The following is a 24,823-nucleotide window of genomic DNA, read 5'->3' on the forward strand; positions in this document are numbered from 1 at the left end:
ATCTTTCCGGGGAGGCAAGCATGATGCGCAAGGCGATTGCTGCTTTGGCGACCTTTGCTTCGGCGGCGACCTTGAGCGCCGCCTCGTATGCGCAGGACATCAAGCTTTACGCTTTCAGCTCAGGCGCGCTGACCATCGGCAGGGGCGTGCTGCAGAACAACGCCCCCATGACGCCCGAGATCCAGGTCCCGGTGGGCTTCTACGTCGTGAGGCATCCCAGGGGCATCGTGGTGTTCGACACCGGCAACAACGACAAGATCATCACCGATCCCTCCTACTGGGGTGAGGCGTTCAAGGCGATGAAGCCGGTCAACACGCCCGATATCGCGATCGACGCGCAGTTGCAGAAAATCGGCGTCAGACCGGACGACGTCACTTACGTGGTCGTGAGCCACCTCCATCTCGACCATGGCGGCAATGTCGCGAAATTCCCGAAATCGACGATCGTCGTCCAGAAATCCGAGATACAGAACGCGTTCTGGCCGGAGCCCGGCACGGGCGGTCCGTACATGCTCGGCGACTTCCTGCCGCTCAGGGCACCCGGCGCCGATTTCCCGAACGCGGTCAAGATGCTGCAGCTCGATGGCGACAGGGATCTGTTCGGCGACGGCACGCTCGTCGTCAAGCGCGCGGTCGGCCACACGCCGGGCAGCCAGATGATGACCGTGCGGCTCAAGAACAAGGGCCCGGTCATCCTCACCGGCGATAACGTCTATTTCCGCGAGAACGTCGAGAAGAACCTGCCGCCCAACATCGTGCTCGCCTACTCGCCGAGCGGCATCCTGAGCGCCTACGAGTGGATCCGTTTCATGATGGCCACAGAGAAGGCGGACTTCATGACCGCCCATGATCCGGACGCCTTCAAGGCGATGAAGAAGGCGCCGGAGTTCTACGACTGAGGCCTTGTCGCAGCACCCCGCCATGGCGGTGGTCTCGCTCGAGGGTCTGAGCAAACGCTACGGCAATCATCTCGCGGTCGACGACGTCTCCTTCGACGTTGGCGCCCGCGAGGTCTTGGGTCTGCTTGGCCCTAACGGCTCGGGCAAGACCACCATCCTGCGCACCCTGACCGGCTACCTGCGCCCCACGGCGGGCACGGTTCGTGTCGCCGGCTTCGACGTCGTGCGGGAAGGCCGGCTGGCCCGCCGGCGGATCGGCTATGTGCCAGAGGACGCGCCGCTCTACCCGCAGATGCGGGTCAACGAGTTCCTGGCCTTCATGGGCCGGCTGCGCGGCCTCGACGGACGGAAGTTGCATACGTCCCTCGGGCTGGCCCGAGAGCGGCTCGGCCTGGAGGCGGTCGGCGAGACGATCATCGGCCGCCTGTCGCGCGGTTACCGGCAGCGCGTGTGCCTGGCCCAGGCCGTGCTGCACGAGCCCGATCTCCTGGTGCTCGACGAGCCGACCAACGGCCTCGATCCGCGCCAGATCATCGAGTTCCGGACCCTCATTCGTGGCCTTGCAGAGCACTGCTCGATCGTCGTGAGCTCGCACATCCTGGCGGAGATCGCCCGCCTGGCCGATCAGGTGGCCATCCTGCTCGATGGGCGCCTGCTTGCCGTGCGGCCCGTGAAGGCCTCGCAATCGGTTCGCCTCCGCACCCGTGCCGATCTCGCGCCGGGGATCGCGTCCGCGCTGAGAACGGCGATGGCAGGCGCCGAGATCGTCGAGGAGCCGCAGGCTGACGGCATGGTCGCGGTGCTCGTCCGCTGGCCGGACGGCGGAAGCACCATAGACCAAGTCGTCGCCAGGCTCGGCGCTGCCGGTATCGGCGTCATCGAGATGTCGGAGGCCGGCGCGGATCTCGAGGCGACCTTCCTCGCGGTCACCGCGCGAAAGGCCGTCCATTGACGATCCTGCGAACGCTGACAATCAAGGAGATCCGCGCCCTCTTCGTGTCGCCGATCGCCTATGCCGTGGTTGCGGTTTTTCTCGTCCTCAATGGCTACAGCTTCGTCATGACGCTGGTCATGTCCAAGCAGGCGACCCTGGTCCACATCTTCTTCCAGTCGGCCATGCAGCTCGTGCTCCTGGTGCCGCTGGTCACGATGCGCCAGTTCGCCGAGGAGCGCCGCGGCGGAACCCTGGAGCTCCTGTTGAGCTCGCCGGCGCCCGAGATCGATATCGTGCTCGCGAAGTTCGCCGCCGCCATGGTGCTGCTGATGGCGATGATCGGGCTCACCTTCACCTACGCCGTGGTCCTGGGACTGTTCGGCAAGCCGGACTGGGGACCCGTCTACAGCGGATATCTTGGCCTCGTGCTGCTGGGCGGCGCGCTCGTCTCGATCGGGCTCGCCATCTCGGCCCTCACCGCCAACCAGATCGTCGCGGCGGTGGCATCGCTGGGCGTGTTCGGCTTCCTGTGGGCGATCGATTCGCTGGCGGCGCTGCTGCCGGCGCCGGTCGACAACTGGTTCATCGGCCTGTCGCTCCTGGCGCGCTTCACCCCGTTTGCGGTGGGCGCCGTCTACACGTCCGATGCAGGCTTCTTTGTCTCCATCACGCTGCTGGGGCTCTTCCTCACAGTACGGGCGCTCGTGCGTCGTTGAACCATGCGTCGCTAAAGTCATGGACGAGCATCACTTCGAGATCGTTCCCCTGCTCTGGTTTGCCGGCTGGCTCGTCGCTGTCGCGGCAGTGTTCTGGGCCGGTCTGAAGCTCCCGCTGGAAACCCGGCTCGGCCCCTGGCGCAGCCGGCTTTATGCGGCCGGTGTCGTCATCGCCGCCGTCGGTGTCTCAGCGCTGGCCAACGTCGCCCTCACGCTTCACGACAGCCATGTCGACCTGACGCGTGAGAAGGTCTATACGCCGTCCGCTGCCGCCATGCGGGTGGTGGATGCCCTCGACCGCGACGTCACGGTCACCTATTTCTATCACTCGCGCGACGCCGCGGCGAAACGGTCGCGCGACATCCTCAAGGTCATGGAACGCCGCAACCCGCACTTCAAGCTCAAGGTGGTCGACCCCGACAAGGAACCGACGCTCGCCCGCACCAGCGGCGTCAAGATCTACAACGCCGCGCTGATCGAGGCGGAAGGACGCCGCGTGTTGGTGCAGAGCACCGACGAAGCCGAGATCGCGCTTGGCGTGCAGCGCGTGCTGCGTGAACGGAAGATTTCCGTCTGCTTCGTCGAAGGCCATGGCGAGCTGCCGATGGACAATTTCGAGTTTCATACGCATCTCGAGAACGTGGCCGACCACAGCCACGGCGATGCGGCATCGCATGTCATCGAGATGCCCGGGCATGGCGTGGGACGCTTTCGCCGCGCCCTCGAAGCGCAAGGCTACGAGACGCACAAGCTCGTGCTGGCCACGCGCGCCGACGTTCCGTCGGACTGCACCGTGGTGGTCCTGGCAAGCCCCCGAACGACATTGCTGCCCGCCGAAAGCGCCGCCTTGCGCGCCTACCTTCGCCAAGGCGGCTCCGCCCTCTTCATGTTCGATCTGGGCTACGTGCTCGAACCCGAGCTCGAGCGGTTGATGTCCGACCTCGGCGTGCGCTTCGAGCAGCAGGTCGTGATCGACCCTCTCAGCCATTATCAGAATGACCCCGAGCTGGTCGCCGTCACGGGCTATGACCGCCATCCGATCACGCGATCGTTGTCGCTGACCCTCTACCCCGGAATTCGGCCCCTTACCCTTCCGGCGTCGCCGTCGGGCTTGCAGGTCATGCCGCTGCTGACCAGCAGTCGAGACAGTTACACCCGGACCGTGGCGACGGCGGGCCACCGCGTCGCCGGGCACTCCGGCGCCGCCCCGGAAGCCACCGCCGAGCTCGCCAAAGCCGGCCCGCCGGTGGCGGGGGTGCGCGTCCTGGGAGTCGCGATCGAGGGGCTGATCGGCGGCGGCACCCGGCCGATGCGGGTGGTGGCGGTCGGCGACGCCGACTTCGCCAGCAACTCGTTCTTCCCTTACATGGCCAACAGCGACCTGCTGCTGGCCGTGACGCGCTGGCTGGCGCGCGAGGAGCGCAATACCGCCGTCTCGTCGCGCATCCCGGTTCCGCCCCACATCCTCCTGACCGGCCTGCAGACCCGCCTGGTATTCGGCGTCATCGTCATGCTGCTGCCGCTCCTGGTCGTGGCGCTGGGGTGCTTCGTCTGGTGGCGCCGGCGATGATCGGATGGCGCCGCATCGCCGTGCCGGCGACGGCGATTGCCGCGCTGGCGTTCCTTGGCGGAATGGTGCTGAGCGGCAGCCAGCCCGTGCTGCGCCAGAACGTGAAATTCGAAGCAAGAGGCCTGCTCGACAGCCCCCCCGAGCAGATCCGCCGGGTCGAGATCAGCCGCGGCGGCGAGAGGCTTGCGGCGGTGCGCACCGGCGACAAGCGCTGGGCGATGCCTGACGGCACCGACCTGGGAGAAGAAGCCGGCAAACGCCTCAGCATGGCGGTGCAGATGATGCACACATCAGCGCCCGCCAACGAGATTTCGGCCGCCGAGCTGCCCAGCGCCGATGTGGCGGCGTTCGAGCTCGACCCGCCGCGTCTCACGGCAAGGCTCTATGCGGACGGCCAGACACCGGTCCTTGCCGCGCAGTTCGGCGCCTACAATCCAGATGGCTTCCTGCAATACATGAGGATCGAAGGCGAGCCCCGCGTCCACCTTCTCTCGAAGTTCGTGGGCGAGGAATGGACGGAGGCGCTGAACCGGAGCCTCCAGCGATGAGGTACGGCTGGCGACGCCTCGTCATCGAGATGCTGCCGGTGGCGCTGCTCCTCCTGTGGGCCGGTTCCGCCGGTGCCCATACTGGCGGCACGACGGGCTTCGCAAGGCTGACAGTGGAAGGTCAGACCATCCGCTACAGCCTGACGCTGGACCTCGAGACGGCAGCCAAGGCCCAGAACGCTCCGGCCGGCACAACGCCGGTACCACTTGCCAGCGGCTACGACGCGCTCGCCGGCCTCGTGTCGCGCCACGTCACGATCTCGGCCGACGGCAGCGCCTGCGTGCCGCTGCCCGACGCCGTGCAGCCGCCCCCGCCGGGACGGTCCATTGTCGTGATCGTCATCCACTACGCCTGCCCGGCGCCGGTACGCCTCCTGACGATGCGTGACACCCTGTCGGCCGTGTTTGGTCGCGACCATCACACGCTCGCCAGCATAGAAGGGCCCGGGCGAACCGAGCTGGTCCTGCTCGATCCGGACCGGACCGAAGCGCAGATCACCATCGCCGACCAGCCGGCAGGTGCGCGGACAGCGAATCCCGCCGGCGACGGAGCGCTCGGATTCTTCCTCCTGGGCATCGAGCACATACTGGAGGGCTTCGACCATATCCTCTTCATCGTCGCGCTGGTGCTGGGCGGCGGCAGGATTGGAACCCTCCTGGGAATCATCACGGCCTTCACGGTCGGCCACAGCGTCACGCTCGCCTGTGCGGTGCTCGGCCTGGTGAGGCCGCCGGCATGGCTCATAGAGCCGCTCATCGCGGCATCGATCGCCTACGTCGCCTGCGAGAACATATTCCTGAAGCGCACCCCGTCGCGACGATGGCTGGTCGGCCTGCTCTTCGGCCTCGTGCATGGCTTCGGCTTCGCCGGCGCGCTCCTCGAGCTCGAGGTGCCAGGTGAAAGCCTGTTCTCGTCGCTGCTGTCCTTCAATCTCGGCGTCGAGGCAGGCCAGGCAATAATCATCGCCCTGCTCTTCCCGGCGCTCCTCCTGCTGTCCCGGGTCGAATGGCGAAGACAGGCGGTGACCGCCATATCCGCGCTCATCCTGGTCGCGGCGGTCGGGCTGCTGGCCGAGCATACGATGCTGTAATCGTGGCTGGCAGCGCGAGGAAAGTGATCAGGTGACTCGTGAAGCCTATGCCCGCCGCATCCATCAGCCATCAATTGAAGAAATGAAAGGTCCCTCGCTGCGCTCGGGATGACAGTGATTGCTGTCATCCCGAGCGCAGCGAGGACCTTTCCTTCGGCGCGCGTTCATCGCGCGCCTGCCCTTCAGACCGCGGACCTGCCGTAGTACAGGGTGACGGTGTGCTGCGCCTCGGCGAAGAACAGCCATCGCTCGACGAAGACGCCGACGGTTCCCAGAGCCGCGGCGACGAAGGCCGCTGCGATGGCCGGCCAGCCCGAGACGACGAAGGGGACCAGCGACAGCAGAAATGGCAGGCCGAAGCCCAGTCCGACCGCGATGCGTCGCAGCTTGGCGGCATGCTTGCGGGCAATCTTGAAGCCCATCTCCTTCAGGAGATAGTTCTCCGACGTGTGCGGCGCCTCGAAAAGACGCACCGTGCCCAGGGCGCCAAGCCCGGTCGCGCTGCCGGCCGTGCTGGTGGCCGGCGCCCCGTCGATGGAACGCCAGTAGGCCAGCTTCAGAAGGGCGGCGAGCACGATGACGACCGGCGCCAGCCCGTACAGTTCCGGCCGCGCGCCGAAAATCGGTAGCACCGCCATCAGCCAGAGGGTGCCGCTCATGAGGGCGAGCGCCAGATAGTTCGGCACGACCCATTTGTTGTGCCAGCGCGGGATGGGCTTCAGCGAGCGATAGATCATCGCCGTGCAAAAAACGGTGCCGATGGCGCCGAACGCCGACAGCAGGCCTGCCGCCTTCAGGACGACGCCGAGGAATACCCAGCCGATGCCGAACAGCCCGGCCGGCAGGTAGGTCGCGACGGCGGCGACGCCTTCTCGCGACAGCCACGACGAGCGCCATTGCGAGAACGCCCGCCAGGCACGCTGGCGCTGCCCGAGATGGAAGGCCGATGACACGAGGCCCGCGGTGATCGCGCCGAGCGCCAGGGCCAATGCCACCAGGCCGAACAGCCGGTCAGCAGGCAGGATGCCGAATGGCGCCAGCACGCCGAGCAAGGCCAGGAGCCCATATCCGGCGCCCGAGGCAGTGGTGAACAGGATCACCGACAGCGAAGGATGCACGGCCGCTCCACGAGATCTGATTGGTCGTTCTTCATTGCGACAGCAGCCGGTCGAGCCATCCCAGCAGGCCGCCGGCTTGGGCGAGCGTTGCGGGCGTGAGCTGATCCGGCGCGCCGGTGCAGCCTGCGTTCTGACGACGCGGCCGCGGCGGCAGATACTTGTTGGTGGGGGCGTAGCCCATCTCCGCCATCAGGTCGAAGCCTTCGCGCTCGGCAACCAGCTTGGAGACAGGAGACTCCGGATCGCCGAGGTCGCCGAAATGGCGCGCCGAGGCTGGGCAGGTGGCGACGCACGCCGGTACGCGGTCTTCGGGCTCGAAGGTGGTGTTGTAGATGCGATCGATGCAGAGCGTGCATTTCTTCATCACGCCGGCGTCCTGGTCGAACTCGCGGGCACCGTACGGGCAGGCCCACGAGCAGAGCTTGCAGCCGATGCAAAGATCCTCGTTGACCAGCACGATGCCGTCCTCGGCGCGCTTGTACGAGGCACCGGTCGGACACACCGTCACGCACGCCGGCTCAGCACAATGCAGGCACGAGCGGGGGAAATGCACGGTGCGGCCGGCCGCACCCTCGCCGACCTCGAAGGTGTGCACGCGATTGAACCAGACGCCGTCGGGCGCGGCGCCATAGGGCGCAAGATCGGTCAATGGCGCGGCGACACCGCCGCTGTTCCATTCCTTGCAGTTCACGGCGCAGGCGTGACAGCCGACGCAGATGTCGAGGTCGATGACCAGGCCCAGGCGCTTGGGCGAAGGCTGTGCAGGCAGACTGGTCACTTGGCATCTCCGGTGACTTGGGCACCTGCGTGAACGGTCGCCCTGAAGCCCGCTCCGTAGCGCAGCACGCCGGGCCGCTCGGGCAGATGAGGCGGCACCGGCAAGGTGGCGAACTGGGGTTCGCTCACGCTTTCCCCTGCTGCGACCTTCTCGATCCGGACGCGCAGATCGTACCAGGCGGCCTGGCCGGTGACCGGATCGCTGTTGCCGTAGCGATAGCCGTCGCCGCGTATCGGCAACAATTCCGAGATCACGTGGTTGAGCAGGAAGCCGTGCTGCGACTCGGCGACCTTCGGCGCCAGGTTCCAGGCGCCCGAGCGCTTGCCGATGGCGTTCCATGTCCACACCGTGTTCGGATTCACCCCATCCATCAGCTTGGCCTGCACCTTTATCCGTCCGTGATGGCTGATGACCGCGACCCAGTCGTCGTCGGCAATGCCGAGCCTGGCCGCTGTCGCGCGATGGATGTGAAGCCGGTTCTCGCCGTGGATCTGGCGCAGCCAGGCGTTCTGCGATCCCCAGGAGTGATACATCGCCATTGGCCGCTGCGTGATGGCGTGTAGCGGGAAGGCATCGCGCGCGATCTCGGCCTCCTCGAACGGCATGTACCAGAGCGGCAACGGATCGAAGTAGGTCCTTACCCGTTCGCGATGCTGGTCGGGCGGCTGCACCTCGCCATGACCTGCTGCGGCCAGACGGAACTTCTGCATGACCTCGCTGTAGAGCTGGAGGACGATGGGATCGGCTCTGTCGATCAGTCCCATGCCGACTGCCCAGTCGAGATAGGCGCGGTTGACGTTCTTGAAGTAGCGGGCCTCATCCGGGATCTCGTGACGCCAGAAGCAGCCGTTGGCGACATAGGCGTCGAGCTGACCCTCGTTGACGGTACCGACACCCTGCTTCTCGCCGGCGGCGCCACGCCATCCCGCCAGCATGCCGACACCGGGCTTGCGCTCGTGGTGGACGAGGTAGTCGGGAAACCCGCCAGGATAGCGCGGGCTGCCGTCTTCCTTCACCAGGCCGGGCAGGCCGAGTCGGGTCCCCAGATCGATCAGCACCTCCTGGAAAGGGCGCACATCGCGATCGGCCGCGACCACGGGCTGACGGATCGAGTCGGCGACGCCGTCGGCGTCGCAGATCGGACGGTCGAGCAGCGAGATGCAGTCCCAGCGCTCGAGATAGGTCGTGTCGGGCAGGATGAGGTCGGCGTAGGCCACCATCTCGCTGGCATAGGCGTCGGAATAGATGATGTGCGGGATCTTGTAGTCGCCGGTCTCGGGATCCTTGTCGGTCAACATGTCGATGGTGCCAGCCGTGTTCATCGACGAGTTCCAGCTCATGTTCGCCATGAACAGGAAGAGCGTGTCGATCTTGTGCGGATCGCCCGCCCAGGCGTTGCGGATGACCTGGTGCATCAGGCCGTGGGCGGCCAGCGGCGCCTCCCATGAGTAAGCCTTGTCGAGCCGACGCGGCGTGCCGTCGGCCTCGACCAGCAGGTCCTGCGGCGATGTCGGAAATCCAAGCGGCGGCCCGGGCATCGGCTTGCCGGGTTGGATGTCGGCGGCACGGCCGGTCGGCTTCACGGCGGGCGGCGTAGGCCGCGGAAACGGCGGCTTGTAACGGAAGCTCCCCGGCGAATCGACGGCGCCCAGCAGCATCTGCAGGATGTGGATGGCGCGGCAGGTGTGGAAGCCGTTGGAATGCGCCGAGATGCCGCGCATGGCATGCATCGAGACCGGCCGGCCGATCATCTTGTCGTGGCGGCGACCGGCCCAGTCCGTCCATGGCTGGTCGATCACGACAGTCTGCTCGAAGGCGGCGTGCGCCAGCTCGGCGGCGATCCGGCGGATGATCTCGGCGCCGATGCCGGTCTCGGCCGCGACGGCATCGACCGAGTATTGCGGCTCGAGGCAGCGCCTGGCGACGAGATGAAAGGCGGGCACCGCCGATCGCCCATCAGCCAGCGAAACCTTTCCGGCGAGCTGCGGCTTGGCGTCGACCTGGTGGGCGCCGGTGACGGTCTGGGTGACGGCGTCGAACACCAGCGGCTGGCCCGCCGCGTCGCGCGCAAAGAGCCCGTGATCGGCGGCGCCCTCGTCCTGGATCACGAGCCAGGGCGCGTTGGTGTATCGACACAGGTATTCCTCGTCGATCTTGCCGGCGCGCAACAGCTCCTGGATCAGGGCCAGGATGAACAGGCCATCGGTGCCCGGCCGGATGCCGATCCATTCGTCGGCGATCGCCGAATAGCCGGTGCGGACCGGATTAACCGAGACGAATTTGGCGGCGCCGCGGCTCTTCAGCTTGCCGAGACCGATCTTGATCGGATTGGAATCGTGATCCTCGGCAACGCCGAACATCAGGAAGTACCTTGTGTTCTCCCAGTCGGGCTCACCGAACTCCCAGAACGACCCGCCGATGGTGTAGAGCCCGGCAGCCGCCATGTTGACGGAACAGAAGCCGCCGTGGGCGGCGTGGTTGGGGGTGCCGAACTGGCTTGCCCACCAGCCGGTCAAAGCCTGGCTCTGGTCGCGGCCGGTGAAGAAGGCGAGCTTGCGCGGGTCGCTTTGCCGGATGGCGCCCAGCCAATCGGTGGCGATCGCCATCGCCTCGTCCCATTCGATCTCCTGGTACTCACCGCTGCCGCGCGGCCCGACCCGGCGCAGGGGTTTGCGCAGCCGGGCCGGCGAGTAATGCGTCATGATCCCGGCGGATCCCTTGGCGCAGAGCACCCCCTTGTTCACCGGATGGTCGCGATTGCCCTCGATGTAGCGGATGCGCCCATCCTTCAGGTGAACCTTGATGCCGCAGCGACAGGCGCACATGTAGCAGGTCGTGCGCGCGATCCGATCTGCGCTCGACGTATCGAGCTTGAGGCCCTCCGCCTGGCGGTCGTCGCTCGCTTTACCCTCGTTCGGCATCCTGTTCCTCCCGGAGAAAGGCTAATCTCCCAACCTCCTTCCAGAAAGAAAATTGTTCTACGTCGTATCGCAAACGCGACGAGACCTTGCGTTCCCGGTCGCCCTCTGCTCTGTTCAGGCTGCGTAGGTCTCTGAATCAAATCGCCGAGACATGATCGGAGGTGCGCATGTCGCATACGAGCCGCAATCGTGTAGAGCGTTGGCATGACGAGTGGCTGCTGTCCGTCACACAGGCGTTGGCGATGCTGACGCTGAGCGTGCTGTTGCGCTGGATGGTGTTGTGAGGCCACATCCCTCGTGACGGCAGTGCCCTTGCGGCTCCAGCCTGGAGTCATCACAGTTCCAGCGCTGTCTTTTCCGGACGCCACTGACGGGGATGGATGCCGTGATAGTCAAACAGATCTGGACCGCCAACGCATACCGCAACTTCAACTATCTCATCGCCTGCGGCGAAACCGGCGAGGCCCTGGCGATCGACCCCCTGGATCATGAAAAGTGCCTGAAAGCCGCCAAGGACGAAGGCTGGACCATCACCCAGATCCTGAACACGCACGAGCATGGCGACCATACCGGCGGCAACGAAGCGCTGGCGCGCAAGACAGGCGCGAAAATCCTGGCGCACAAGAATGCCAAGGACAAGATCCCCAACATGGCGCGCGGCTTGAGCGCGGGCGACGTCATCAAGGTGGGCAAGACGGTCGAGCTCGAGGCGCTGGACACGCCGGGTCATACGATGTGCCACATCTGCCTCAGGTCGCACACCGATCAACCGGCCCTCTTCTGCGGCGATACGCTGTTCAATGCCGGCGCCGGGAACTGCCATAATGGCGGTCATCCGAACGAGCTGTACAGGACGTTCGATGGGCAGCTGGCGAAGCTGCCGAGCTCGACCTTGATCTATCCCGGTCACGACTATATCGAGAACAATCTGCGATTCACGCTCGATCGCGAGCCCGACAACGCAAGCGCCCGCAAGCTGCTCGACAAGCTCGAGGGCCAGGACCCCGACAACGCGTACGTCTCGACGCTCGAGGTCGAGCAGGAAATCAACACCTTCTTCCGCTTGAGCAGCCCGACGGTGATCGCCAGGTTGCGCGAATCTTTCCCCGACCTGCCCGAGAAGCCCGATGAGCGCACGGTGTTCCTGAAGCTGCGCGAGCTACGCAACTCGTGGTGAATCAGGGCCGACCAGCCTTCGCCACGTCGAAGCCGTAGACTCGCGCGGTGTTCCCGCCGACGATCTTGGCCTGCTCGTCGGCCGGCACACCGGCCAGGATGTCGGCCAGGATCTTCTGCGACTGGGGAAACGTCGATTCGCTGTGCGGATAGTCCGAGCCCCACATCATGTTGTCGACGCCGATGATATCGCGCAGCCGGATGCCGATGGCGTCCTCCTGGAAGCTCAGCACGACGTTGCGGCGGAAGAAATCGCTCGGGACCATGCCGTCCTTGAACCGGTAGATCGCCTCGCCGTGACGCTCGCGGTACGTATAGTCCATCGAGGAAAGCACGTGCGGCACCCACGAGAGCTCGAACTCGACAATGGCCAGCGTCAGGCGCGGATGGCGCTCGAAGACACCTGAGAAGATCATGTCGCACATCGACAACGCCGGATAGTGCGCTTTCGTGGACCGGCTGCTGGCGTCGCGCAGGGTCTTCTCGCCGGCGCCGCGGATCTTGCCCTGCCGTCGCGTCGCCGTGTGCAGGCTCAATGGCAGGCCGAGTGCGGCGGCGGCGGCCCAGAACGGCTCGTACTCGGGCTGGTCGTAACGCCGGTGCTCGAAGGGGTACTCGGTGATCATGGCGCCGGACAGGCCGAGACGGGCGGCACGCTCCAGTTCCTCGATACCATCCTGGACGTCGTCGAGGTTGATCATCGCGATGCCTTTCAGCCGGCCGGAATCGGTGCGGCAGAACTCGGCGAGCCAGTCGTTGTAGGCGCGGAAGATGGCGGACATCAGCTGAGAATCCGCCAGCCTGAAGTAGAACAATCCCTGCGAGGGGTAGAGGACTTCGCCGGCCACCCCATCGAGCACCATGTCCTTGAGGTGTTGCTCGGGGTCGTAGCCGCCGCGAAGCACATCCTCGAAGCGCCCATCGGCAGAGATGGTCTCGGGAGCCTCGAACCGCGCGCCGGCATTCGAGATGAGGCCGATGCCCGAGAGGATCTGATCAGCCTCCACCACGATCTGGTCGGCGCCGTCGATCCGCTGGATGCGCGGCCCGCGATCGCGGAACGCCGCATCGATACGCTTCTGCCACAGGTCGGGCGGTTCGAACACGTGCGAGTCGGACGACAGAACGAGGGGCAACACCGGCATCTCCTCCCTTGCTTGATCCCATGGGCCGGACGGTTACTCCGCAGCCCGACGCAGCGGCGTGTCGCGGCGCAGCTCGGCGACGCGCGCCTGGGTGTAGACATCGCTCCAGTTGACCAGCGCTTTGTCGGTGACCTCGCGCGGATCGTAGCCGCGCTCGGTTAGCGTCATGCGCTTGCCGCCGAGGTGCACCGCATGGATCCGGCTCTTGTCGAGCAGAATCGATATGGCCTCGAGCGGGGAGCCATCGAGGGCAATGAAATCGGCTGAGCGGCCGGGCTCCAGCGTGCCGACCCGCTCGGCGTCGGCGAGGAAGCGCGCGTTGACCCGGGTCGCAGCGCTGAGCGCCTCGGCCGGCGTGAAGCCCAGATCGTTCACGAAGATCTCGAGCTCGCGCGCATGCCATTCGCCGTAGGGCGTGACCGCGAAACCCGAATCGGTGCCGGCCAGCATCGGCACGCCGGCCTTGTGGGCCTTGGCGAGGTTGCGGCAGGCGCGCTCGTACTGGCGCTGCACATGGCCGACGCGACCGTTGTTCGCCGCCGGGTCGTGCGGCTGGGTGAATTCGATGATGTTGCGCTGGAAGGTGAGCGTGGGCGCGATTGCCGAGCCGCCCTTCAGCGCCGCGTCGATGCATTCATCGTCGAGGTCGAAGGCATGGAAGATCAGGTCGACGCCCGCCCGCGCGGCGTACAGCACGGCCTCTCGGCCGATCGCGTGGACCACCGCCTTGCGGCCCAGCCGCTGGATCTCGCGCACCATGGCGGCGGTCTCGTCCTCGGTAAAGGCGGCGATCAGCGATCCGTCGGGACGGCGCTGGATGCCGTCGAGCGCGATCTTCACGCAGTCGACGCCGTTCTTGGCCTGAACACGGATCTCCTCGATCGCCTCGTCGCGATTGGTGACCAGTCGGCCGATCGAGGTCGACGGTGCGCCGATCCAGCTCGGATACCAATCGGTCAGGCTCTGGCGTGCGGTGATGTAAGGCCCGGCGGCGGTGATGCGCGGCCCGTCGAACAGACCGGCGCGGATGGCGTTGCGGATCGACAGGCTGACCTGCCCGGCATCACCCGGCGAGCAGAGTGCAGTATAGCCCGCCGCCAGCAGCTTCTGGGCAAAGAACAGGCCACGCAGCGCGCGGAACTCGAGCGGGCTGTAAAGATCGATATCCTCCTCGCTCTTGGCGTTGCCGTAGGCGAGATGGACGTGGACGTCGATCAGGCCCGGCATGACGAACTGGCGGGAATAGTCCAGCACCGGCTCGGCCGGCGCCGCCCTGGGCGCCTGCTCCGTCGGACCGACAAACTCCAGGATGCCGCGCGCGTCGTACACCAGGGTCTGCCCGGACCTCGCCTCCTGATCGCCGGCGCTGAACAGTGTGCCGCAACGGACATGGGTCTTCATGGTTGTCCCCTCGGGCTGCCGTCCGACTCTAGTCTTGCCGAGCGCCGCGGGATAGCCGCATTCATTCGCCTCCCCCCGTCTTACGCAGGGCATTCGCATTTGGACGCGCCTTCATTCTCCTCCCCAGCTCCGCTGGGGAGGAGAAGAAAAGCGTCCAAATGCGAACGCCCTGCCGTCTTACGGGGGAAGCGAATGAATGCGCCCTTTCGCCGGCCGCTTGCGTCACGCCGCGTTGCAAGCCAACAATCAGCCGACCATGACATTGAAACCAACGCCAGATTCCTGGCCGCCGCAGCGTCGTTCCTTCAGCCGGATCTGCTTCCTGGGAGATGCCTTCACCGCCAGCGCGGGCGATGAGACGGCGCTGGGCTGGGTCGGCCGGCTGGCCGCCGGTGAGTGGGCCCGCGGCCATGACGTCACCACGTACAATCTCGGTATCAGGGGCGATTCCACGCGCGGCCTGCTGAAGCGCTGGCGGGCCGAATGCGAGGCGAGGCTGCCGGCCGCAGCCAACGGCAGGCTGGTCTTCGCCTTCGGCGGCAACGACGCCAAGGAGGTGGTCGGCCAGGGCCTCGACGTGCCGCTGGCCGAGTCGCTCGACAACGCGCGCGCCCTGATGAGCGCGGCAGCGGCCTGGAAGCCCACGCTGTGGATCGGCTTGATCCCGATGAGCGACATCAAGCCTTACCCTCAGCTCCTGGCCGGCCCGCAGTTCCGCTTTTCCAATGCGCGCCAGGCCAAGTACAACAACGCCTATGCCGGGCTCGCCGCGGAGCTCGGCATCCCGTTCCTCGATCTGCACACGCAGCTGCTGGGCGATCCGGACTGGGAGCGCATGACCCAGGCCGGCGACGGCAGCAATCCGGCCGCGGAAGGCTATGCCAGGCTCGCCCACCTGATCGCGCAATGGCCGGCTTGGCGACGCTGGTTCGATCAGGCTCGGTAGGTCAGCATATCGCTGCGTGACCACGCGGCACGAATCGCGCTGTCGATCGACGGCGGCGGGCCCACCGTGGCAGGCCTGACGCACAGGATGCGACGGCCGTCGGCATCGACATGGATCTCGAGCCTGTCGCCGGCAAAGACGATGTCGACGACGCGCCCCTCGACGCCGATCTCGCCATCGAGGGTCTCACCCGGCGGGCGCAGCCGGATATGCTCGGGCCGCACCATCGCCATACCGTCGGTCAGGCCGTCGAGACGGTTGATGCGCCCGATGAACTCCGCGACGAACGGTGTCGCCGGCCGGCGATAGACGGTTTCCGGCTCGGCGATCTGCACGATCCGGCCGTGGTCCATGACGGCGACCTGGTCGGCGACAGCCATGGCCTCGTCCTGGTCGTGAGTGACGAACAGCGTGGTGATGCCCAGCCGGCGCTGCAGCTCGCGCAGCTCGGTGCGCATCGCCAGTCTCAGCTTGGCATCGAGCGCGGAGAGCGGTTCGTCGAGCAGCAGCACGGGCGGTGCGGTGACCAACGCGCGCGCCAGCGCGACGCGCTGCTGCTGGCCGCCCGAGAGCTCGGCCGGCCGTCGCCCGTCGAAGCCCTCCATGCGCACCATCTGGAGGACGCGGGTGATGCGCCCGGCGGCGGCGTCGCGCGACACGCCCTGCATCCTGAGGCCGAAGCCGACATTGGCGGCGACGCTCATGTGCGGGAACAGCGCATAGCTCTGGAACACCATGCCGAGCGATCGCCGCCACGGCGGCAGGCCGACCATGTCGCGGCCGTCGATGCGAATGGCGCCCGCATCGGCCTGAACGAGGCCGGCAATGCAGCGCAGCAGCGTGGTCTTGCCGCAACCGGAGGGTCCAAGCAGGGCGACGAACGATCCGGCCGCGACGTCGAGGTCGATGCCATCGACGACGGCATGCGCGCCATAGCGCTTCGTCAGTCCGCGGATCTCGAGGCTGCCACGGGTCATGGCCGCCGCCGCGACAGCATCAGCCGGTCGAGCCCGAACCCCAGCTCGAGCGCCACCAGCACGGCCACGACGAGCACGATCTTGATCAGCGAGATGGCGGCGATCGCCGGATCGTAATTGTTGGCGACGTGATTCAGGATGGCGACCGGCAGGGTCATCGTCGACACCGTCGACAGCAAGAGCGCCACGGCGACCTCGTCGAACGACACCAGGAAGGAGAACAGGGCGCCGGCGACGATGCCGGGCCGCAGGATCGGCAAGGTGACGTGGAGGAAGCTGCGCCACGGATCGGCGCCGAGCACGAAGGCCGCCTCCTCCAGGGCCGGATCGGCGCCGCGCGCGACCGCCAGCACGGTGCGCAGCATGTAGGGCAGGACGATCACCGTATGGCCGACCAGCAGGCCGATGAAGCCCGCCCCCACGCCGAGGCGGCTGAGATAGAACAGCAGCGCGATCGACAGGATCAGCGCCGGCAGGCTGAGCGGCGACAGCAGGAAGGACTCGATCTCGGCGGTGCCCCTGAAACCGCCGCGCACCAGGGCCAGGGCGGCCGGTACGGCCAGGGCTGCAGCTGACAACGCCGCCGCCAGTCCGAGCAGGACACTGTTGACGAGCGGCCGCATGAAGGCGGGATCCGCCAGCACCTTGGTGATCCAGCGCAGCGAGAACCCCGGGGGCGGGAAGCTCACGAACGACGCCGAGGTGAAGGCGACGACGACGACCACCACCAGCGGCGTCAGGATGAAGAGCCCGGCCACGACGAGGTAGGCGCTGCGGATCATGGCCGCAGCTTCCCGACCACCTTGCCCTGCAGCCAAAACACCATCAACACCGTCGCCAGCAGCACCATGCCGAGCGCGGCGGCGAATGCCTGGTCGCCGGCGACCGAGAGCTGCTGGTAGATCAGGAGCGGCAGCACCATCGTGCTGTTGCCGCCCATCATCATCACGGTGACGAAGCTGCCCATGCACAGGGCGAACACAAGGATCGACCCGGTCACCGCGCCGTGCAGGCTCAACGGCGCGACGACATGGAGGAAGATCCGGATGGGCCGCGCACCGAGCGTCGCCGCCGCCTCTTCCAGCGCGGGATCGAGAGTCTCCAACGTCGCCGCGATCGACAGCACCATGAACGGCATCAGGACATGAACCAGGGCGATGACGATGGCGGTCCAGCTGTTCAGCATGTCGAGGGTCGGCAGGCCCAGAGCCGCCAGCACGGCGTTGATCAGGCCGCTGCGGCCGAACACCACCGTCCAGCCGAAGCTGCGCACGACGACGTTGACCAGCAGCGGCGCGACCAGCAGCAGCAGCAGCGCCGCCTTCCTCCAGCCGCGCGCCCGCGCCAGGATCAGCGCATAGGGATAGCCGATCAGCAGGCTGAGCAGCGTCACGACCGCCGACAAGGCCAGCGTGCTGGCGATCACCTCGAGATAGTAGGCATCGCCAAAGATCTTGCCGTAGAGGCCGAGGCCGGCCCGAAGGCTCTCCCCCAGGCCGACGGCGATCGGCGCGACGAAGCCGAACAGCAGGAAGAGGATCGCCGGGGCGAGCAGCAGCGCAACGGTCGACCGCCGCATTGCGTCAGCGGATCTCCTTGTTCCAGCGATCGAGCCAGCCCGGCACCTTCTGGATGATGAGCTGGAAATCGGGCTGGCGGACCTTGTCGAGCGGCGTGAGCTGCGCTTTGAGCGCGGGCGGATACTCCACGGTGGAATTGACGATCGGATACTTGACCATCTGCGAATGGCCGAGCTGCGCCTTGGGCGACAGCACGCAATCGACATACTGCCAGGCCAGATCGGGCGCGCCCTTGGGCTTGGCCAGCATAGCCGCCGACTGGAACGCGCCGGGTTCGGGGATATAGGCCTTGGCCCACTTGTTCTCCTCGGCAAAGGCGTAGGCCCGGCCGTCCCAGTAGACCAGGATGTCGATCTCCTTGGCGGCGAACATGTTGAGCGCTTCGACCGGCGAGACCCAGTACTTGGCGATGTTGGGCAGCATCGCCTTGTACTTCTGGAAGACCACGTCCTCGTTGTTGTCGTAGAGCGTGGTCAGGAACCAGGTGAACATCGGCCCCCACGGCATGGTGAGCGATGGGAACGACACGCGCTTGCCATACTTGCCGGCGGCGACCTCGTCGATCAGGGTCTTCCAGTCCTTGGGCGGGTTCGGCACCTTGTCGCCGTTCACCATGACGATCATGGCGCCGAAATTCTGGATGGTCGCGAAGTCGTTCCACTGCTTGCGGAAGATCTCCGGCACGTCCTTGATGTTGGGCACCTTGTCGGCGGTGATCTTGTCGAGCAGGCCTTCCTGGCCGGCCCTGATGGCGTCGGTCTCGGACAGCACGACGACGTCGATTGGCGGCTTGCCCGGGCTTGCGCGCAGCTTCTGCATGATCTCGTTCGAAGCCGAAAGCAGGATTTCCGCCTCCTTGCCCGTGCGCTCCTTGAAGCAGGCCGCGAAGTTTGCCTTGGCGGACTCGAGCCAGACACCGCCGGCAGAGGTGACGACGATCTTGTCCTGGGCAACTGCAGCGGCAAACGGCATGCCTGCAATCAGGGCGGCCATGCACAGCAAACGCTTCAACGCCATCTGAATCTTCCCCTCATTCCCCCGTCGAGAACCGATCGTCGCAATGGTCCCGGTTCCCGTCAAGCAACGACGGCGTCCACGGCGAGGCTCGATGGGTGAACGCCGACGCGCCTCCATTTCCGGCAATGTCACTCTTGGCGGCACGCGCATTGCAGCATCGCACGTGATTCATCTCCATCCGATACTGTCAGCGCGTTCGACGGAAAATCCACCGAGCGGTATCGTGCGCGACAGGATCGCGCCGACGGCGCACGATTGGCGCTGCAATTCTGGGTCCGCACACATGATTGCACCAAGAAAGAGCATGCTTCAGAAGCCCGGGGCCGCGATGACCATGAAACGGAAAGCGGACGAAGCTGGTCAAGTCGCGGGAGAATGCCTCTGCGGCGCCGTCCATCTCGAGATCGGCTTTCCCGCCCGCTGGGCATGGCACGACCATTCCGCGGCAAGCCGGCGTGCCCACGGCGCGGCCTACGCCACTTATGTCGGCAGCTGGCGCAAGCGTTTCCGCGTGACCAAAGGCGCGCGCAAGATCGTGCGATACGAGGACAAGGCCACGGGCACGTCCCGCAGCTTCTGCGGGCAATGCGGCACACCCCTGTTCTATGAACGCACGCGCTCGCCGCACATGGTGAACGTCCCACGGGCGCTCTTTCAGAGCCGCACCGGCCGACAGCCCCTCTACCATATCGGCATCTCGGAACTGCAGGACTGGACCTACATGGGCGGCAAGCTCGTGCCACTGAAAGGGTATCCCGGCGTCGTCTGGGAGCGTCCCAGGACAAGACGCCGGCCTCGCGACGATGGCATGTTCTGATCGCCAGCGAGGTCAAACGAAGCGTCGACGCCCGGCTCATAGTGCTCGACCGCGCGCTTGCCGCCCGGCTTCAGGGCCCGGTGAGGCTGCGCTAAGGTGCCGGCATGATCGAAGCGATTAGCGCAATAACCCTCGGCACGCACGACATGCGGCGGGCTGTCGGGTTCTACCTCTCGCTGGGATTCGAGATCGTTTACGGCGGAGAAGCATCCTCGTTCACCAGCCTGCGGGCCGGCCCCGGCTTTCTCAACCTGATCACCCAGCCTGCGGACACAGGCTGGTCATGGTGGGGACGTGTCATCTTCCATGTCACCGATGTCGACGCCCTGTACGAGCGCGCGTTGACGGCCGGTTGGAAGCCTTCGACGACGCCGCGCGATGCCGAATGGGGCGAACGCTACTTTCATCTTACCGATCTCGACGGCCATGAGTTGAGCTTCGCGCGGCCTTTGCGATCGCCAAGATAGTCCGCGACAGCCCACTCAGATCTCGGCTTAGATCCCGGACGCGCAACAGCGGAAACTCCATGATCTGCTCGTAGAACCGCCGCATCGCCTCCAGGTCGCGGGCAAAGCTGATGGTGTAGTCGGTCTGACGAATCGGGTTCAGCGCCTGCATCGGATCGATCGGCCTCCGGGGGTTGAGCGGATCGAGAGGAAATCGCCGACGCCGCGGGCATCAACGCGACCCGATACGTCTGGCTCAACGGCTCGCCTGCGATCGAGGTGGTCGACGCTGCTCGCGTCGGCTATGCTCCGCTCACAAAACGGCAAAGGGAGGGATCTGGGTATGAGTACCGTTTCCCGTCAGTCTCGACGAGACGTCCTTAAGCTTACCGCGTACGGCGCTGCCGGCACTCTGCTTGGTCCGGCCGCCGCTCAAGCCCAAGCGAAGAGCCTCACCATGCTGCACGAGAGCTCGTTCGTGCCGCCCTATGATGCCTTCTTCAAGAACAAGCTCGCAAGCGCCTACGAGAAGGCGACGGGCATCAAGGTGAACTACGAGGTCGTGAGCGTCGGCAGCCTGCTGACCCGCGTCACCACCGCGGCCGAGAACGCGACCGGCGCCGATCTGACGGCGATCGGCTTCAACTGGGCCTTCCTGTTCGACCAGAAGTTCGTCGACGTGAGCGACATCGCCGCGGAGATCGGCAAGGAGTCGGGCGGCTGGTACGAATCGGCGCAGGAATCCGTCGTCGTAAACGGCAAATGGAAAGCCATTCCGTTCGGCAATATCGGCCAGCTGATGAACTGGCGCACCGACTGGTTCAAGGAGGCCGGCTACACCAAATTCCCCGACACCTGGAACGAGCTCCTGGAAGCCGGCATCAAGCTCAAGAAAGCAGGCCATCCGTTCGGCTTCGAGCTGGGCCATGGTTTCGGTGACAATCACGGCTGGCTCTATCCGCTGCTCTGGTCGTACGGCGCGCGCGAGGTCGAGGCCGACGGCAAGACCATCGTGATCGACTCCGACGAGACCGCGCGGGCGATCGATTTCTGTCGCCGCTTCTTCAAGGAGACGATGTTCGAGGATTGCCTGGGCTGGACCGACGTCAACAATAACAAGGCGTTCCTGTCGGGCCAGATCTCCTGCACCAACAATGCCGAATCGATCCTGTGGGGGGCCAAGCGAGACTTCCCCGACATGGCCAAGGTGATCGACCAGTCGGAGAACCCGAAAGGGCCGAAGGGTCGCTTCCACATGCTCAATCCGCTGTGCCATGCGATCTTCACTCACACCAAGGACCAGAAGGCGGCCAAGGATTTCCTGCGCTGGCTGATGGCACCGCCCCAGTGCTCCGCGTGGCTCGATGTGGCGGTCACCTACTACCAGCCGTTCCTGCACGTCTATGACGACGCGCCGATGTGGAAGGTCGAGCCGCGCAACCTGCCGTACCGCGACGCCCTCAAGACCTCGCACCTGCCCGGCTGGCCGGCGCCGCTCAGCCGCGCCCAATCGGAAAGCGTTGCCAAGTACGTCGTGGTCGACATGTTCGCCAAGGCGTGCGCCGGCAAGTCGACCAAGGAAGTGATCGCCGACGCGCAGGCCCAGCTGAAGCAGATCTACAAGGCAGGCTGACCCGGATGACGGGGCAATCGCTCGCGCCGACGCTGACGCGTCGGCGGCCGGCGTTCTCGCTTGGCCGCTTCCTGGAGCGCAGCGGGGTGTTCAGCTGGCTGATGGTGGGGCCGCCGGTCGCCTTCATGGCGGCGCTGGTCGGCTATCCCTTCTTCTATGGCATCTGGCTCAGCCTCCAGAATCGGCCGGTCGCCAAGGAAGGCGTGTTCGTCGGCCTGGAGAATTACATCTCCGCCTGGCACGATCCCGTGTTCTGGCAGGTCGTCGCCAACACCTTCGTCTATACCATCATCGCCACGATCCTGAAGATGGTGGGCGGCCTGGGCCTTGCCCTGGTGATGAACCAGGATTTCCGCTTCAAGAATCTGACGCGCGCCCTGCTGCTGCTGCCGTTCATCGTGCCGACGGTGCTGTCGACCATCGCCTGGCAGTGGATCCTCGACCCCGCCTTCAGCGTCATCAACTGGGCGCTGATCACGACCGGGATCGCCAATCCCGGTCCGAGCTGGCTCGGCAACCCGTATCTCGCGATGGGCTCGCTGATCGTGGTCAATGTCTGGCGCGGCCTGCCGTTCTACGCCATCACCCTGCTGGCCGGCCTGCAGACCATCTCGCCCGAGCTCTACGAGGCGGCGACCATCGACGGGGCCAGCACCTGGGAGCGCTTCCGCTACGTCACCCTGCCGCTCCTGATGCCGGTGATCTTCATCGTCACCATGTTCTCGGTGATCTTCACCTTCGCCGACTTCCAGCTGATCTATGTGCTGACGCGCGGCGGGCCGGCCAACGCCACCCATGTCTTCGCGACCTACGCCTTCGATATCGCCATGAACGGCGGCCAGTTCGGGCAGGGTGCCGCGATCGCGCTCACCATGGTGCCGCCGCTGGCGCTGATCATCCTCGCCATGGCGATCTACATGCGGGCGCCCAAGTCGTGACGGTGTCGCGCGACGGCCTCGGCGGCCGAATCCTGAAATTGTGGCTGCCGCTCGGCGTCTCGCTGGTGTTCTGCCTGTTCCCCTTCTACTGGATGGCGGTCACCTCGCTGAAGCCCAACCAGGAACTCTACAACCGCAAGATCATGCCGCTGATCGTGCACCAGCCGACCCTGAAGCACTACGTCGACCTGCTTACCGAGACGAGCTTCCTGGAATGGACCTGGAACACCTTCGTGGTGGCGATCGTGTCGACGGCGATCTCGCTTCTGTTCGGCGCCATGCTCGCCTATCCGCTGGCGCGCATTCGCTTCGCCGGCGCGGCCCTGGTCTCCTTCGCCATCGCCGCGACCTACCTGGTGCCGCAGCCGCTGCTGTTCGTGCCGCTTGCCGACATCATCAACCGGCTCGGCCTCGGCGATACGCTGACCTCGGTGATCCTGACCTATCCCACGCTGCTCGTGCCGTTCTGCGCCTGGCTGCTGATGGGCTACTTCCGCACCGTGCCGGTCGAGCTCGAGGACGCGGCGCGCATCGACGGCGCGAGTCGCCTGCAGACCCTGGTCAAGGTCGTCCTGCCTCTCTGCGGCCCGGGTTTCATCTCCGCCGGCATTTTCGCCTTCACCCTGGCGCAGAACGAGTTTCTCTACGCGTTGATCTTCCTCACCAAGACCGAGGTGCGCACCGTGCCGGTCGGCGCCATCGCCGAACTGGTGCGGGGCGATGTATTCTATTGGGGCCAGCTCATGGCGGCTGCCCTGCTCGGCTCGATCCCGGTAGCGATCATCTATTCGTTCTTCGTCGAGCACTACGTCTCGGGATTGACTGCCGGGTCGGTCAAGGGCTGAGTCTGCGTCATCGATCAGCTGCCAGTTTCGGTTGTAGTCGGGCTGTTTCGCTACGATAGTAGCGGCACAACTGCTAAGGCGGATGCAATGTGTCCGGCGGCGGTTCGCGTGCGGCCAGCCACTCTGTGGCCGGCACCGCTTTCGGCAGCCCGCATATATATATATATCGACCTGGAGCGTGTCTTGCTGCGGATTTCGCGTCCGCATCGGTTGGCCGGGCAGCCAGGAGAACGAGATGGCGGCAAAGAAGAAGCCGGCCTCCCCACCTTCGTCCGAGCATCTCGGCACTCGGCTACAATGCAGGCCAAGCCTGCCGGAAGCGCGTGGCCGAAAATTGATACAATGGTTACAGTCCGGTGCCCGGCGACGTTGGACCGCCGGGCGCCGCTGCCCTAAAATGCATTCAGCCTTGTATTCGGGAGTTTTCGATGCCGCGGTCCGCGTGGAAGGGCTACCTGAAACTGTCGCTCGTCTCGTGCGCGGTGGCGCTCTACAACGCCACCTCGACGTCGGAGCGCGTGTCGTTCAACACGCTCAACCGCAAGACGGGCAATCGTCTGAAGCAGAACCTCGTCGATTCGGTGAGCGGTGAGCCGGTCGACACGGCCGACCGGGTCAAGGGCTACCAGGTCAGCAAGGGACAATACGTCCTGGTCGAGGACACCGACCTCGAGGGGCTGAAGATCGAGAGCACAAAGACCATCGAGATCGAAACCTTCGTGCCGCAGGCCGAGGTCGACCAGATCTATCTCGACAGCCCCTATTATCTCGCGCCCGACGACAAGGTCGCCGAGGAGGCCTTCGCCGTCATCCGCGACGCCATGATCCGCAAGGCGATGGTCGGCATCGGCCGCGTCGTGCTGAACCGGCGCGAGCGCATGCTGATGCTCGAGCCGCGCGGCAGGGGCATGCTGGCGACGACGCTGCGCTATCCTTACGAGGTCCGGCAGGACGGCGAATACTTTGCCGACATCAGCGACGTGAAGCTGCCTGCCGAGATGCTCGACATCGCCCAGGAGATCATCGGCCGCAAATCCGGACACTTCGAGCCCGACAAATTCACCGATCGCTACGAGGAAGCCGTTGTCGGCATGCTGCGCGCCAAGCAGGCCGGCCAAGCTTTCGCGGTGCCCGAAGCCGAGGCGCCGGTCAACGTCGTCAATATCATGGATGCGCTGAAGCGCAGCCTCCAGGCGGAAGGCGCGGACGCCGGTGCGATCCGCCGACCGCGCGCGCCGAGCAAGAAGGCGGCCAAGGCGGCCGCCGCCGCCGGGCCGGCGCGCAAGCCCAGGGCGCGCAAGGCCGCCCGCTGACGGCGTGAGGCCGG

At 65.8% G+C, this 24,823-nt stretch carries 23 protein-coding genes; 14 read left to right on the forward strand and 9 right to left on the reverse strand.

Translation table 11 applies throughout. The features are described 5' to 3' along the window. Window positions 1-20: 20 nt before the first annotated feature. Genes ACILR9_RS05075 through ACILR9_RS05100 form a run of 6 tightly spaced genes read left to right on the forward strand, consistent with a single transcriptional unit; the run spans window position 21 to window position 5,758 of the window. On the forward strand, window positions 21-899 hold the full coding sequence (locus ACILR9_RS05075) for an N-acyl homoserine lactonase family protein (protein ID WP_395708814.1): 879 nt from the start codon (window positions 21-23) through the stop codon (window positions 897-899). Window positions 900-903: 4 nt separating this feature from the next. After that, entirely contained in the window at window positions 904-1,851 is a 948-nt protein-coding gene (locus ACILR9_RS05080; protein ID WP_395708815.1) for an ABC transporter ATP-binding protein, read from the forward strand. Beyond that, window positions 1,848-2,549, forward strand: coding sequence for an ABC transporter permease (locus ACILR9_RS05085; protein WP_395708816.1), 702 nt, complete (start codon window positions 1,848-1,850; stop codon window positions 2,547-2,549). Before ACILR9_RS05080 ends, ACILR9_RS05085 begins: the two co-directional genes overlap by 4 nt. 19 nt (window positions 2,550-2,568) lie before the next feature. Further along, a complete protein-coding gene (locus tag ACILR9_RS05090) occupies window positions 2,569-4,119 on the forward strand; it encodes a GldG family protein (RefSeq protein ID WP_395708817.1) in 1,551 nt (516 codons plus the stop codon). After that, window positions 4,116-4,667, forward strand: coding sequence for a hypothetical protein (locus tag ACILR9_RS05095; protein WP_395708818.1), 552 nt, complete (start codon window positions 4,116-4,118; stop codon window positions 4,665-4,667). The genes ACILR9_RS05090 and ACILR9_RS05095 overlap by 4 nt, the downstream gene beginning before the upstream one ends. Further along, window positions 4,664-5,758 carry a HupE/UreJ family protein gene (locus ACILR9_RS05100; protein WP_395708819.1) on the forward strand — a complete coding sequence of 365 codons (1,095 nt, stop codon included), beginning with the start codon at window positions 4,664-4,666 and terminating at the stop codon, window positions 5,756-5,758. Before ACILR9_RS05095 ends, ACILR9_RS05100 begins: the two co-directional genes overlap by 4 nt. Window positions 5,759-5,940: 182 nt before the next feature. Here ACILR9_RS05100 and ACILR9_RS05105 read toward each other — a convergent pair whose 3' ends face one another. Genes ACILR9_RS05105 through ACILR9_RS05115 form a run of 3 tightly spaced genes read right to left on the reverse strand, consistent with a single transcriptional unit; the run spans window position 5,941 to window position 10,575 of the window. Next, window positions 5,941-6,876: a dimethyl sulfoxide reductase anchor subunit family protein gene (locus ACILR9_RS05105; protein ID WP_395708820.1), complete on the reverse strand. Its 936-nt coding sequence runs from the start codon at window positions 6,874-6,876 to the stop codon at window positions 5,941-5,943. Between the two features lie 31 nt (window positions 6,877-6,907). After that, window positions 6,908-7,654, reverse strand: coding sequence for a 4Fe-4S dicluster domain-containing protein (locus tag ACILR9_RS05110; RefSeq protein WP_395708821.1), 747 nt, complete (start codon window positions 7,652-7,654; stop codon window positions 6,908-6,910). After that, window positions 7,651-10,575, reverse strand: coding sequence for a molybdopterin oxidoreductase family protein (locus ACILR9_RS05115; RefSeq protein WP_395708822.1), 2,925 nt, complete (start codon window positions 10,573-10,575; stop codon window positions 7,651-7,653). The genes ACILR9_RS05110 and ACILR9_RS05115 overlap by 4 nt, the downstream gene beginning before the upstream one ends. A 385-nt stretch (window positions 10,576-10,960) precedes the next feature. Between ACILR9_RS05115 and ACILR9_RS05120 the strand changes: the two genes are divergently transcribed. After that, a complete protein-coding gene (locus ACILR9_RS05120; RefSeq protein WP_395708823.1) occupies window positions 10,961-11,752 on the forward strand; it encodes a hydroxyacylglutathione hydrolase in 792 nt (263 codons plus the stop codon). A gap of 1 nt (window position 11,753) precedes the next feature. Here ACILR9_RS05120 and ACILR9_RS05125 read toward each other — a convergent pair whose 3' ends face one another. Both ACILR9_RS05125 and ACILR9_RS05130 read right to left on the reverse strand, forming a co-directional pair. Further along, a complete protein-coding gene (locus ACILR9_RS05125; protein WP_395708824.1) occupies window positions 11,754-12,890 on the reverse strand; it encodes an amidohydrolase family protein in 1,137 nt (378 codons plus the stop codon). 39 nt (window positions 12,891-12,929) lie between these two features. Continuing rightward, window positions 12,930-14,297 carry an amidohydrolase family protein gene (locus ACILR9_RS05130; RefSeq protein WP_395708825.1) on the reverse strand — a complete coding sequence of 456 codons (1,368 nt, stop codon included), beginning with the start codon at window positions 14,295-14,297 and terminating at the stop codon, window positions 12,930-12,932. A gap of 196 nt (window positions 14,298-14,493) precedes the next feature. Between ACILR9_RS05130 and ACILR9_RS05135 the strand changes: the two genes are divergently transcribed. Beyond that, complete coding sequence (locus ACILR9_RS05135; RefSeq protein ID WP_395708826.1) at window positions 14,494-15,243, forward strand: GDSL-type esterase/lipase family protein; 750 nt, start codon at window positions 14,494-14,496, stop codon at window positions 15,241-15,243. Here ACILR9_RS05135 and ACILR9_RS05140 read toward each other — a convergent pair. From ACILR9_RS05140 to ACILR9_RS05155, 4 genes are read right to left on the reverse strand one after another with little or no spacing between them, the layout of a single operon-like run. After that, the gene (locus ACILR9_RS05140) at window positions 15,231-16,220 is read right to left on the reverse strand and encodes an ABC transporter ATP-binding protein (protein WP_395708827.1); all 990 of its coding nucleotides are present in this window, start codon (window positions 16,218-16,220) and stop codon (window positions 15,231-15,233) included. The genes ACILR9_RS05135 and ACILR9_RS05140 overlap by 13 nt on opposite strands. Further along, complete coding sequence (locus ACILR9_RS05145) at window positions 16,217-17,002, reverse strand: ABC transporter permease (protein WP_395708828.1); 786 nt, start codon at window positions 17,000-17,002, stop codon at window positions 16,217-16,219. The genes ACILR9_RS05140 and ACILR9_RS05145 overlap by 4 nt, the downstream gene beginning before the upstream one ends. Then, on the reverse strand, window positions 16,999-17,799 hold the full coding sequence (locus ACILR9_RS05150; protein WP_395708829.1) for an ABC transporter permease: 801 nt from the start codon (window positions 17,797-17,799) through the stop codon (window positions 16,999-17,001). Before ACILR9_RS05150 ends, ACILR9_RS05145 begins: the two co-directional genes overlap by 4 nt. A 4-nt stretch (window positions 17,800-17,803) precedes the next feature. Beyond that, window positions 17,804-18,817, reverse strand: a complete 1,014-nt coding sequence (locus ACILR9_RS05155; RefSeq protein WP_395708830.1) for a PotD/PotF family extracellular solute-binding protein — start codon at window positions 18,815-18,817, stop codon at window positions 17,804-17,806. 334 nt (window positions 18,818-19,151) lie between these two features. On the opposite strand from ACILR9_RS05155, the gene ACILR9_RS05160 reads away from it, so the two are divergent. The 6 genes from ACILR9_RS05160 to ACILR9_RS05185 all read left to right on the forward strand — a co-directional run bounded on the left by ACILR9_RS05160 (window position 19,152) and on the right by ACILR9_RS05185 (window position 24,809). Beyond that, entirely contained in the window at window positions 19,152-19,634 is a 483-nt protein-coding gene (locus tag ACILR9_RS05160) for a GFA family protein (protein ID WP_395709044.1), read from the forward strand. Window positions 19,635-19,738: 104 nt separating this feature from the next. Beyond that, window positions 19,739-20,101: a VOC family protein gene (locus tag ACILR9_RS05165; protein WP_395708831.1), complete on the forward strand. Its 363-nt coding sequence runs from the start codon at window positions 19,739-19,741 to the stop codon at window positions 20,099-20,101. Window positions 20,102-20,537: 436 nt separating this feature from the next. Continuing rightward, entirely contained in the window at window positions 20,538-21,713 is a 1,176-nt protein-coding gene (locus ACILR9_RS05170) for an ABC transporter substrate-binding protein (protein ID WP_395708832.1), read from the forward strand. A gap of 5 nt (window positions 21,714-21,718) precedes the next feature. Further along, a complete protein-coding gene (locus ACILR9_RS05175) occupies window positions 21,719-22,651 on the forward strand; it encodes a carbohydrate ABC transporter permease (RefSeq protein WP_395708833.1) in 933 nt (310 codons plus the stop codon). Then, window positions 22,648-23,496, forward strand: a complete 849-nt coding sequence (locus tag ACILR9_RS05180) for a carbohydrate ABC transporter permease (RefSeq protein ID WP_395708834.1) — start codon at window positions 22,648-22,650, stop codon at window positions 23,494-23,496. The genes ACILR9_RS05175 and ACILR9_RS05180 overlap by 4 nt, the downstream gene beginning before the upstream one ends. A gap of 428 nt (window positions 23,497-23,924) precedes the next feature. After that, window positions 23,925-24,809: a Ku protein gene (locus tag ACILR9_RS05185; protein ID WP_395708835.1), complete on the forward strand. Its 885-nt coding sequence runs from the start codon at window positions 23,925-23,927 to the stop codon at window positions 24,807-24,809. The last annotated feature ends 14 nt before the right edge of the window (window positions 24,810-24,823 follow it).

The sequence above is a fragment of the Reyranella sp. genome (assembly GCF_044224635.1).
In the GTDB taxonomy this organism is placed as follows: Bacteria; Pseudomonadota; Alphaproteobacteria; order Reyranellales; family Reyranellaceae; genus Reyranella.

What these genes read in the sequence shown, in the direction of transcription:
- ACILR9_RS05075 (WP_395708814.1), top strand. Translation starts at nt 21, where the DNA reads ATGATGCGCAAGGCGATTGCTGCTTTGGCGACCTTTGCTTCGGCGGCG.
- ACILR9_RS05090 (WP_395708817.1), top strand. Translation starts at nt 2,569, where the DNA reads ATGGACGAGCATCACTTCGAGATCGTTCCCCTGCTCTGGTTTGCCGGC.
- ACILR9_RS05095 (WP_395708818.1), top strand. Translation starts at nt 4,116, where the DNA reads ATGATCGGATGGCGCCGCATCGCCGTGCCGGCGACGGCGATTGCCGCG.
- ACILR9_RS05100 (WP_395708819.1), top strand. Translation starts at nt 4,664, where the DNA reads ATGAGGTACGGCTGGCGACGCCTCGTCATCGAGATGCTGCCGGTGGCG.
- ACILR9_RS05115 (WP_395708822.1), bottom strand. Translation starts at nt 10,575, where the DNA reads ATGCCGAACGAGGGTAAAGCGAGCGACGACCGCCAGGCGGAGGGCCTC.
- ACILR9_RS05130 (WP_395708825.1), bottom strand. Translation starts at nt 14,297, where the DNA reads ATGAAGACCCATGTCCGTTGCGGCACACTGTTCAGCGCCGGCGATCAG.
- ACILR9_RS05135 (WP_395708826.1), top strand. Translation starts at nt 14,494, where the DNA reads ATGCGCCCTTTCGCCGGCCGCTTGCGTCACGCCGCGTTGCAAGCCAAC.
- ACILR9_RS05140 (WP_395708827.1), bottom strand. Translation starts at nt 16,220, where the DNA reads ATGACCCGTGGCAGCCTCGAGATCCGCGGACTGACGAAGCGCTATGGC.
- ACILR9_RS05145 (WP_395708828.1), bottom strand. Translation starts at nt 17,002, where the DNA reads ATGATCCGCAGCGCCTACCTCGTCGTGGCCGGGCTCTTCATCCTGACG.
- ACILR9_RS05150 (WP_395708829.1), bottom strand. Translation starts at nt 17,799, where the DNA reads ATGCGGCGGTCGACCGTTGCGCTGCTGCTCGCCCCGGCGATCCTCTTC.
- ACILR9_RS05155 (WP_395708830.1), bottom strand. Translation starts at nt 18,817, where the DNA reads ATGGCGTTGAAGCGTTTGCTGTGCATGGCCGCCCTGATTGCAGGCATG.
- ACILR9_RS05160 (WP_395709044.1), top strand. Translation starts at nt 19,152, where the DNA reads ATGAAACGGAAAGCGGACGAAGCTGGTCAAGTCGCGGGAGAATGCCTC.
- ACILR9_RS05165 (WP_395708831.1), top strand. Translation starts at nt 19,739, where the DNA reads ATGATCGAAGCGATTAGCGCAATAACCCTCGGCACGCACGACATGCGG.
- ACILR9_RS05170 (WP_395708832.1), top strand. Translation starts at nt 20,538, where the DNA reads ATGCTGCACGAGAGCTCGTTCGTGCCGCCCTATGATGCCTTCTTCAAG.
- ACILR9_RS05175 (WP_395708833.1), top strand. Translation starts at nt 21,719, where the DNA reads ATGACGGGGCAATCGCTCGCGCCGACGCTGACGCGTCGGCGGCCGGCG.
- ACILR9_RS05185 (WP_395708835.1), top strand. Translation starts at nt 23,925, where the DNA reads ATGCCGCGGTCCGCGTGGAAGGGCTACCTGAAACTGTCGCTCGTCTCG.